The 10,964-nt window shown below is 35.4% G+C and carries 8 protein-coding genes; 7 read left to right on the forward strand and 1 reads right to left on the reverse strand.

Annotated elements, in window-relative coordinates; translation table 11 throughout:
* Positions 1 to 291 precede the first annotated feature (291 nt).
* Positions 292 to 1,014: a TerC family protein gene (locus tag ERCILAFE3058_RS00615; protein WP_157989564.1), complete on the reverse strand. Its 723-nt coding sequence runs from the start codon at positions 1,012 to 1,014 to the stop codon at positions 292 to 294.
* A gap of 593 nt (positions 1,015 to 1,607) precedes the next feature.
* On the opposite strand from ERCILAFE3058_RS00615, the gene trmB reads away from it, so the two are divergent.
* From trmB to pheT, 7 genes are all read left to right on the forward strand, one after another.
* Positions 1,608 to 2,327 carry a tRNA (guanosine(46)-N7)-methyltransferase TrmB gene (gene trmB, locus ERCILAFE3058_RS00620; protein ID WP_157989565.1) on the forward strand — a complete coding sequence of 240 codons (720 nt, stop codon included), beginning with the start codon at positions 1,608 to 1,610 and terminating at the stop codon, positions 2,325 to 2,327.
* A 401-nt stretch (positions 2,328 to 2,728) separates the two neighbouring features.
* Positions 2,729 to 4,648: a threonine--tRNA ligase gene (gene thrS, locus ERCILAFE3058_RS00625; RefSeq protein WP_157989566.1), complete on the forward strand. Its 1,920-nt coding sequence runs from the start codon at positions 2,729 to 2,731 to the stop codon at positions 4,646 to 4,648.
* A 15-nt stretch (positions 4,649 to 4,663) separates the two neighbouring features.
* The gene (gene infC / locus ERCILAFE3058_RS00630; RefSeq protein WP_157990043.1) at positions 4,664 to 5,212 is read left to right on the forward strand and encodes a translation initiation factor IF-3; all 549 of its coding nucleotides are present in this window, start codon (positions 4,664 to 4,666) and stop codon (positions 5,210 to 5,212) included.
* A gap of 103 nt (positions 5,213 to 5,315) precedes the next feature.
* Positions 5,316 to 5,513, forward strand: coding sequence for a 50S ribosomal protein L35 (gene rpmI, locus ERCILAFE3058_RS00635; protein WP_157989567.1), 198 nt, complete (start codon positions 5,316 to 5,318; stop codon positions 5,511 to 5,513).
* Between the two features lie 88 nt (positions 5,514 to 5,601).
* On the forward strand, positions 5,602 to 5,958 hold the full coding sequence (gene rplT, locus ERCILAFE3058_RS00640) for a 50S ribosomal protein L20 (protein WP_157989568.1): 357 nt from the start codon (positions 5,602 to 5,604) through the stop codon (positions 5,956 to 5,958).
* A gap of 1,435 nt (positions 5,959 to 7,393) precedes the next feature.
* Positions 7,394 to 8,377, forward strand: a complete 984-nt coding sequence (pheS, locus tag ERCILAFE3058_RS00645) for a phenylalanine--tRNA ligase subunit alpha (RefSeq protein ID WP_157989569.1) — start codon at positions 7,394 to 7,396, stop codon at positions 8,375 to 8,377.
* 15 nt (positions 8,378 to 8,392) lie between these two features.
* Positions 8,393 to 10,789 (forward strand): phenylalanine--tRNA ligase subunit beta, encoded by a 2,397-nt coding sequence (pheT, locus tag ERCILAFE3058_RS00650; protein ID WP_157989570.1) that lies wholly within the window; start codon positions 8,393 to 8,395, stop codon positions 10,787 to 10,789.
* Positions 10,790 to 10,964: the final 175 nt, after the last annotated feature.

The raw sequence follows: 10,964 nt of genomic DNA on the forward strand, positions 1-10,964 counted from the left end.
ATTATTCTAAAAATTCCTATTCTATAACCAGGAGTGTGATATACCATTTCATTTCTCATTATATTTTATAACCATCTTTCTTTTGTTACTGAAAAAGGTTTTCTATTTTTATGACGGATGTAGAGAATTCTGATTGGTATAGATTCTTTTTAGTCTTTGTGTGACAATATGTATTGTATTAGATAACCATGAAGGTGTTCTTAATACAGATGAAATTTTCAAATGTATCTAGTTATTGATTAGTTTGTCGATATAATCATCATGATAGTATCTGAGAAGAAGATGAACGTTTTAATTTTTACTGTTGAGAAGAGCATTTTTATTACGTATAATTTCCAAGCTTTCTATTAATCCTGAAAAAAACATTGCAAAATATATATAACTTTTTGTAATGTGAATACCGACACTTTCTAATATTAAGGTCATGCTAATTAAAACAAGAGAACTGAGTGCTAATATTTTTATTGATGGATGCTTACTGATGTAATCACTAATCATACTGGAAAACAGCATCATTACTAAAACTGCAATCACTACTGCTGTCATCATGATAAGTAAATGGTCAGATAGACCAACTGCGGTAATAATGGAATCCAGACTAAAAATGATATCTAATAAAATTATTTGTATCATAGCTCCAAGAAAGGGGTATGTATGAGTGTTTGTGGAAAATGACACACCTTGGACACTATTATAAAGTTCGAGGCTGGAGCTAAAGAATAGAAATACCCCACCCAATAGCAATATTAAGTCTCGTACCGAAAAATTATGATCTGTGATTGCAAAGAGTGGATCAGTATAATGCATGATCTGCGTGATAAATGTAAGCAAGATTAATCGCATGACCATTGCTGCAGACATGCCTAGAAAATGGGCAGAATGTTGTTTTTTCTTTGGTAGTTTTTCTACAATTAGCATTAGAAAGATGATATTATCAATACCTAGAATTACCTCAAGGATTGTTAGTGTTCCAAGAGCTAACCACGTGTCAGGATTCGTAATCCATTCATACATGCTGTATTTTTCCTTACAAATTAGCTTTTTCATTATCACCGTTTTTTTGTACGGTGTGTTATGCTCATATATAAAACATGGGACCTTCAAAATACTTACCAAGATTTTGGAAATTTATTGTATAATGTGTGTTACTTATTGTAATACTATCCTATAGAAAAATATTTTTGCTTGATTGATATACTCAGATGTATTTTACGTATTATAATTTATGTTTTAATTATGAGCATACGTCATCACAAATTCTTTTAAGAAGATCAAGACACCCTTAATCATACTCAATACTAACTAACTACAACGTAAATGGATAGAAAATGGATATCAGATTTTTAATTTGATCCGAAATGACTATCATTAGAGATGATGTATATTACAGGGGTTGGGAAAATAGTTAGAGAAATTTATGCGGCTCTGCTTTGCAGAGATATAATATGTACTAAGACGTTAATTATATGTTGACGCGCTATTATTGTATTGAAGTGTGTTACTGAGCGCAATGACAACTTTTTCATTTATTATACGCTTATTAGCTGCACACAAAAAGTCTAAAAGACTATACTTGGTTCTATATTTTATAGCCATTAAGAACAATCATGGTAAATCATAACGTGACGCAATATGTGTATAAAAAAGATTGCCCCATCCATCGAATTTTAAGCTTTATACCTCGTCAAGGTCGTTGTACTCCTGGTCAGAAAAAGGCGTTAGAAAGATTATGGCCTGTGATGGGTGTCGAATATCAGAGGCAATTAATTGATTTTACTTATTTATTTGGTCGTTTAGCGCCAATTGTATTAGAGATTGGTTTTGGTATGGGTTCTTCTTTGGTTAATATGGCTGCTGCGAGCTCTAATAGAAACTTCTTTGGTATTGAGGTTTATAAACCAGGTGTAGGGGCATGCTTACTCAAAGCACAGGAAGCTAAAGTGAATAATCTTCGTATAGCATATTATGATGCAGTAGAAATATTGGATCACATGGTGCCTTTAGATTCGCTTCATACAATACAGATTTTTTTTCCAGACCCATGGCCGAAAACACGCCATCATAAACGTCGTATAATACAAAAGCCTTTTGCACAACTAGTTTTGAAAAAGCTGAAATTGGGCGGTATATTACATATAGCAACTGATTGGGAAGATTATGCGCATCATATGCTTATGGTTATGAGTTCGATAGATGGTTATCAGAATCAGTCTATCAATAATACTTGGATACCACGTCCAGAATTTAGACCATATACAAAATTTGAGAAGAAAGGGGAGCTTTGTGGTCATGGCATATGGGATTTAATGTTTCAGCGAGTGAAGTAACCATGGTATAACGTAGCATTTTAGACTTGGTTTATGTGAAACATTCATGTTAGTATAATAATGATAGTAATATAATAATTTGTTTACAATCTATTGACTGCACGAAATGTGAGGTATTAGTAGTTTGTCTATATTAGGACCAACATCGCACTTTCTCTTTGTAGATCTTATAGTACATCTCATGGAGTTCAGAGAGTATTGTGGTTCACCGCTTCATAAACTGTATCATCATGGTTGAAATACAATCAAACTATAACAACATCGTCAATACAGTAAAATTTGATTTTTGAATATACATGCGCCATTTTACTATAAAAGTGATAATAGTACTTTAGTGTTATCATCACTTGTAATCAATAGTGTAAGTGTGCACATCAAGTATTGCAGTTTAAGGATGTCTCATGCCTTTAATTACCTTTTCTAATGGCAAGCAGAGGTCATTTGATCAGCCCGTCAGCGTTATGGATATCGTAATAGCCATGGCGCCAGAACTAGTAAAAAAATGTGTTGCTGGAAGGGTCAACCAGCAGATGCTTGACATGTCTGATAAAATATTATCAGATGCTACTGTGGGTGTTATTACTGGAGAAGATTTAGATGGTATAAATATTATTCGTCACTCTTGCGCTCACTTACTAGGTCATGCTATTAAACAGCTTTGGCCAAATACTCAAATGGCTATTGGTCCCGTTATTGAACATGGTTTTTATTATGATGTCGACTTGACTCATTCACTCACCGAGGATGATATTACGCTTCTTGCACAAAAAATGCATTATTTGGCTGAAAGTAATTATGATGTAATAAAAAGGTATGTCAGTTGGCAGGAGGCGCGCGATATTTTTACCGCAAGAGGTGAAATTTACAAAATCTCTATTTTAGACGAAAATATTGTCCCTACGCAGAGTTTAAGTTTATATTATCATCAGGAATATATTGATATGTGTCGTGGACCACATGTGCCAAATATACGTTTCTGCAATAATTTTAAATTACAAAAAGTGTCTGGTGCGTACTGGAGAGGTGACAGTAAGAACCATATGTTACAGCGTATCTATGGCACTGCATGGGCGGCAAAAAAACAGTTAGTAAGTTATTTAGTCTCATTACAGGAAGCAGAAAAAAGAGATCACCGCAAAATCGCAAAACAACTCAATTTATATCACATGCAAGAGGAAGCGCCAGGCATGGTTTTTTGGCACCATGATGGCTGGAATATTTTTCGTGAGCTAGAAAAATTTGTGCGTAGTCGATTAGAAGAGTACGATTATCAAGAAGTAAAAGGTCCATTGATAATGGATAGAGGGTTGTGGGAGAAAACTGGTCACTGGGAGAACTATAAAGATGCTATGTTTACGACTTCCTCGGAAAATCGTGAGTACTGCATAAAACCAATGAACTGCCCTGGGCATGTGCAAATTTTTAATCAGAGTCAAAAATCGTATCGAGATCTTCCATTACGTATGGCTGAGTTTGGTAGTTGTCATCGTAATGAATTATCTGGCGCATTACATGGATTAATGCGTGTCCGTGGTTTTACGCAAGATGATGCTCATATTTTTTGTACGGAAGAACAGGTGCACGATGAAGTCAATGGTTGTATTAAAATGTTATATGAGATTTATAATACTTTTGGCTTCAAAAAAACTACCGTTAAATTATCGACGCGACCAGAAAAATTTATTGGTCATGTGAATTTATGGGATCGTTCAGAATCTGATTTAGTCTCTGTACTTCAAGAGAACAAAATTCTATTTGAATATCAACTCGGTGATGGTGCATTTTATGGCCCAAAAATTGAATTTACGCTGCATGACTCTCTAGACAGAGCATGGCAATGTGGTACTATTCAATTAGACTTTGCGTTGCCTGCACGTTTAAATGCCTCGTATATAGGAGAGAATAATAAACGTCAGGTTCCTGTAATGATTCATCGTGCCATATTGGGTTCTATGGAACGATTTATTGGGATCTTAACGGAAGAATATGCAGGATTTTTCCCAACCTGGCTTGCACCATTACAAGTTGTTGTGCTTAACGTTACACAGGGTCAAATTAAATATGTTCAAGAATTTACTCATACCTTAAAAAATATAGGTATTCGAGTAAAAGCAGATTTGCGAAATGAGACTATCGGATTTAAGATCCGTGAACATACTTTGCGTCGCGTGCCCTATCTTTTAATTTGCGGTGAGAGAGAGGTCAAAACAGGAACAATATCTGTGCGTACACGAAGTGGTAAGAATTTGGGTTGTATCAACACTCACGATTGGTTGATGCAATTAAAAGATGAAATCTGCAGGCGTAAAAATCTGTATTAATTGGAGGGGTATAGTATTAAAGGTGGAAAACGAGTTCAACTAGTGCGCGCGAATCGTATTAATGGCGATATTCGTGCTACTGAGGTTCGTCTGACAGATATAGACGGTGAACAGATTGGTATCGTGAGCTTAAATGAAGCTTTGGAAAAAGCAAAAGGAGCTGGCGTAGATCTTGTTGAGATTAGTCCCAATGCTGAACCGCCAGTTTGTCGTATTATGAACTATGGAAAGTTTCTTTATGAAAAAAATAAATCTCATAAGGAACAGAAGAAAAAACAAAAAGTAATTCAAGTGAAGGAAATTAAATTTCGTCCTGGCACTGACGATGGAGATTATCAGGTTAAATTACGCAATCTAATGCGTTTTCTAGAAGATGGAAATAAAACTAAAATTACACTATGTTTTCGTGGTCGTGAAATGGCACATCAGCAACTAGGGATGGAAGTAATTAATCGCGTCCGTAAAGATTTATGCGAAGATAAGAATATCGCTACTGTAGAATCCTTTCCTATAAGAATTGAAGGTCGCCAGATGGTTATGATTCTTGCGCCAAAGAAAAAATAGTAGGAAGATAAGAGATAATATCGCATTGTTATGAATAACATGGAATGTCAATTATTCATTTTTAATGCTTGCTATAGTTTATAATGTACAGTGGAAATTGAATATGCCTAAGATTAAGACTATACGCAGCGCAGCTAAGCGCTTTAAGAAAACCTCCTCTGGTGGTTTTAAGCATAAAAGCACTAATTTACGTCATATTTTGACTAAAAAATCCACCAAGCGTAAACGTCACTTACGGCCGAAAGCTATGGTGTCTAAAAGCGATATCGGTGTAGTAGTGGCCTGCTTACCTTACGCGTAAGCAACTTGAACTATATCCATACGTTATGGCGATACTCAAAGATTATTGTATACGAAAAAAAGATCGTGTATCCTACAAGGAGAGATAAATGGCTCGTGTAAAACGAGGCGTAACTGCTCACGCGCGTCACAAGAAAATTTTAAATCAAGCTAAAGGCTACTACGGATCTCGTTCACGAGTGTATCGAGTGGCATGTCAAGCAGTAATTAAAGCTGGGCAATATGCCTACCGTGATCGTCGTCAGCGGAAACGTCATTTTCGTCGGCTTTGGATTATACGCATTAATGCTGCCGCTCGCCGATATGGAATATCGTATAGTGTGTTTGTGAATGGTCTGCAACAGGCTTCCATTGATATTGATCGTAAAGTTTTATCAGATATCGCTATCTATGATAAAATTGTATTTTCTGAACTAGTAACGCGAGCAAAAGAAGCACTAGCTTAACCTATGGCCATAGAAGTATACGTAAGGTGATTTATGTGAATCCTTACTTAAGGATTGATAGATTGTAAGTATGTGTTGGTATGGTCAGAGTCTTATACATCCATATATTTTATATTTTACTCTTACTTCAGAGTGTTGTCATATTATATACATATGTAGTAGAACTGTTCACTGACACGTCTTTAGTAAGGTACTTACATTTACAATTTTAAATTGTTAGGTGATACACGGAAGGATTTGAGAGTGTTCGCTGAGGTGGATGCATGTACTGAGTAAAAAATTGAGAGTATACTCAGTAGTATGCGTTTTATTTGTATTGATAATTAGAGGTACTACATAGATCTGCACATAAATCTCGTGATATCCATTTATGCTTCCTGTATGCTTTTATATATCAATCTATGCATATCATCTCTATTTTTCTCAGTAAAATTTAGAGGTCTATAGTTCTATAGACCATTCTTTCTTTATAAGAAGAATCTCATTATACTTGTACGAGTTACCTACACCAGGGGTGTAATATTACAAATATGATAGATATTTCATTCTTGGGTACTCTGTTATCTGTAATACATTAGGGGCAAGCCTCTATAGCATCTATGGTAACCAATTTCCCTTAATCTCTCCAATCAATAGAAAAGCATTAATATAGTAGTAGGTAATTACAAACAATTATATTCTCAATGCGTTTAATAGATGCATGCCCCTGTAAGGCATTTTATATGAATAAGAATTAACTAATACTATAATAAGATAGTTTATATGAATGTCAGGACATGGGATGATTGAAGTGAAGACTTTTCAAGACATAATAATTTATTCTAAACAGATAATCATAAATATATCAGAATAAAATTATTGGTAAGATACATATACACCTATCATCTTTTATCTATTCGATATTAATTGTATATTTTGTGAAATAAAAGGGAATGCGGTATAGGCATTAGCGCAATGAAAACATCTTGAATGATGTGAAATAGAGCATTTCATTATGGATAAGATAGCTCTATTTTATTTTATCCGTGCTGATTAGTATGCTGGTGTTATTTCAGACAGGGTTACAAAAGGAGTGATGTGTACAACACACATATATCACTTGAATCAGTTCGTATCATGGAAAGGCATGTGCTATCAAGTTGTATATGATATTCAAGCGACCTCTGTGATTCATAAAAATCATGCGTCTCAAGTTGCCGTTTTGTATTTGATATTTTCATCCATAATATAGGATCCAAAAATTTTTTGACTGTGTGACTAGTAAAACTACCTATATTTTCATATATAACATGCAATATCAGCTCTGATCTTATGTAGGTATAAAACGAAAAATAAATGGATCATATTTATCCAGTTACTATGTAGTTAAATTATAGCATAATAAAATTATAGCATACTGCAGATATTTTACAAGGGCTAAATAAAAGAGGACAAGATGTTACATTTGGTAGACCTGGTAGCAAGTGCAAAATGTGCTATTAACAGTGCTCAGGAGTTTTCTGCATTAGATCATGTTCGTGTTGCATACTTAGGTAAAGAAGGGTATTTAACGCTCCAGATGACTGCTTTGCGTGAGCTATCTACAGAAGAACGCTCTATAGTAGGCGCTAAAATAAATCAAGCTAAAAAACAAATTCAAAATGAATTAAAAGATCGAAAAAAGAGATTAGAATATTTAGCGCTTAACGCGCGGATTCTCACAGAAAAAATTGATATTTCATTACCGGGTCGACGAAGAGAGGGTGGTAGGCTGCATCCTATTATGCGCACCATGGCGCGCATTGAAGATTTTTTTTGTAGGATTGGTTTTGTGGTGGTTACTGGCCCAGAAATTGAAGATAACTATTATAATTTTAATGCATTGAACATGCCTCAATATCATCCAGCACGTAATAATCATGATACTTTTTGGTTTGATAGTACGCGCTTATTACGTACTCAGACATCTGTAGTACAAATTCGAACTATGCAAACACAACAGCCACCCATTCGTATTATTGCGCCAGGCCGAGTTTATCGTAATGATTACGATCATACTCATACGCCTATGTTTCATCAGATGGAAGGTCTTTTTGTGGATAAGAATATTAGTTTTTCTCACCTTAAAGGCACTATTTTGGATTTTTTAAAAAAATTTTTTGAAGAGGATATCGATATACGGTTTCGTCCGTCTTATTTTCCGTTTACAGAACCTTCTGCAGAAGTGGATATTATGAGTGATCGTGGTAAATGGTTAGAGGTATTAGGTTGCGGACTAGTACATCCTAATGTTATGCATAAAGTGGGTATTGACCCTAATGTTTATTCTGGATTTGCATTTGGTATGGGTATAGAGCGTCTTGCTATGCTACGTTACGGTGTCAGTGATTTACGGTTTTTCTTTGAAAATGATTTACGTTTTCTTCAACAGTTTAAATAAGGGTCAGTACAAACAATGAAAGTTAGTGAACGCTGGCTGCGGGAATGGGTTAATCCCAATATGGAGAGCTTAGTTTTATGCAACACCATTACTATGGCTGGTCTTGAAGTTAATCATAGGGAGTTAGTTTCTCCTGCATTTCATGGGGTGGTAGTAGGCGAGGTGGTACAATGTGTAAAGCATCCACGTACAGATAAACTGTATGCAACAAAAATAAATATAGGTATAGATCGTTTTCTCCATATTATATGCGGTGCATCAAATTGTCGAGAAGGGATTAAAGTGGCTGTGGCGACTGTAGGTGCAACCCTACCTAACAATATGAGTATTCAGGCTTCTCTAATCCAAGGAGAGCTATCAGAGGGTATGCTTTGTTCATTTTCTGAACTCGGTATAAAAATTAATCAAGAGGGTATTATAGAGCTTCCAAGAGATGCTATTATTGGTATACATCTGTATGAGTATTTACAATTAGATGACAATATCATTGAAATGAGTGTCAGCTCCAATCGTGCAGATTGTCTGAGTATTATGGGCATTGCTCGTGATATCTCTGTGATTACTAGTACTCCATTATGTCCAATAGAGATACCACTGATTAAGGTGAGCGTATTCGATACACTCTTAATTCATATTGATGCACCCGAGGTGTGTCCGCGTTATTTAGGGCGTGTAGTGAAAGGGGTAAACATTCATACTCCCACGCCTCTTTGGATGAAAGAAAAACTTCGACGTTGTGGAATATATTCCTATAATATACTTCAAGATATTGTACATTACGTATTATTAGAGCTTGGTCAGCCGATAGATGTATTTGACCTTCGATGTATTGAAGGAACAGTTACAATTCGTTATTCTCAAGAAGGTGAGGTGTTTTCTTTAATAGATAACAGTACGGTTACATTCGATAATAAGACGCTAGTCATAGCAGATGATAAAAAAATACTTTCTATTGCAGGTGTTTGTGGTAGTAAAGGTTCTAGTATTACTGTAAATACTCAGAATATTTTTCTTGGTGCTGGCTTTTTTCAACCATTGTCTATTGCAGGATGTTCGCACCGCTATCATCTGTATACAGATGCTTCTCATCGTTTTGAAAGAGGGGTAGATCCAGAATTTCTATATCAAGCTATAGAACGTACAACTGGTCTTTTGTTAGCGATTTGTGGTGGTTATGCTGGGGCATTGATCGATTGTACTAATAGAGATAATTTACCATTACCTCATGTTATTTTGCTTTCTCGTAAAAATATTGATCGTTTAATTGGATGTATACTATCCGAAGATATCATAATCGATATCTTACAACGATTGGGATGTAAAATTATTAATCAATTGCTTCAAGGTCAGTGGGAAGTAGTGATTCCTACTTGGCGATTTGATCTTTCTATTGAAGTAGATTTAATAGAAGAGATCATGCGTGTTTATGGGTATCATAAAATTCCTAATACATTAGCACCAGTTAGTGTAGTTATGAATCAGAATTCTGAGAAAAAATTCTCTCTCCAACGCGCTAAGGAGTTATTGGTTGATAAAGGTTATCAGGAAGCAATTACTTATAGCTTTGTCAACCCAAAGGTGCAGACTCTTCTGCACCCAGCATCAGAGAGCTTAAAGCTCCTTCGTCCAATCTCGGCAGAGATGTCAGTCATGCGTTTATCACTATGGAGTGGTTTATTAGGCGCCGTGATCTATAACCAAAATCGTCAACAGTCACATATTCGGTTTTTTGAAAGTGGTCTGTGTTTTATACCAGACATAACGGCGCCTCTTGGTGTACGTCAAGAGTTACTGTTGGCAGGCGCGATGAGCGGCAATAGATATCATGAACATTGGGATCAAACGCAATGTGATGTAGATTTTTATGATTTAAAAGGAGATTTGGAGTCTCTGCTTGATCTGATGAATCAACTTCAGAACGTAGATTTTATCGGAATATCTCATCCTGCATTACATCCTGGTCAGTGTGCTGGGCTTTATATAAAAAAAGAGTATATTGGATGTATCGGAGTGATTCATCCAGATATAGAAGGTCAGTTAGGTTATAAAAGTCGTATAATAGTATTTGAACTTTTATGGGAGAAGGTGGCAGACTGCATGTTATCTTATGCTGTTCCGGTTTCTCGTTTCCCAGTGAACTATCGAGATATTTCTATGATTATTGCTGAAAGCATACCGGCAGGGGCGGTGATTAGCGAATGTAAGAATATTGGAGAGAAGTATAATGTAGTGGGTGTTAATATAGTTGATGTATATCGCGGGGAAAAAATTACGGAAGGTTTTAAGAGTGTCACTATTAGCATTGCTATACAAGCTGCCAATCGAACACTAGAAGAGAAGGAGATTGCCACTACTATTGACAAATGTATATCTTCCTTAAAAAATAAATTCAATATCTTATTAAGAGAGTGAGGCGACGACCTTTACAAACACGATACTATGGTGTTGTGTATAATAAATTAGTCTCACAAATCCTATTCTTCAGCATTAGTCAATGTTCTATAGAAATATGTTTTGCTTTTGTAAACAGTGAGTGAGTTCATGTATTAGGATTTAGGAGTTTTTATGTTCTATTATATACAAAGTA

The sequence above is a fragment of the Candidatus Erwinia haradaeae genome (assembly GCF_900698955.1).
GTDB classification, from domain to species: Bacteria; Pseudomonadota; Gammaproteobacteria; order Enterobacterales; family Enterobacteriaceae; genus Erwinia_E; species Erwinia_E haradaeae_G.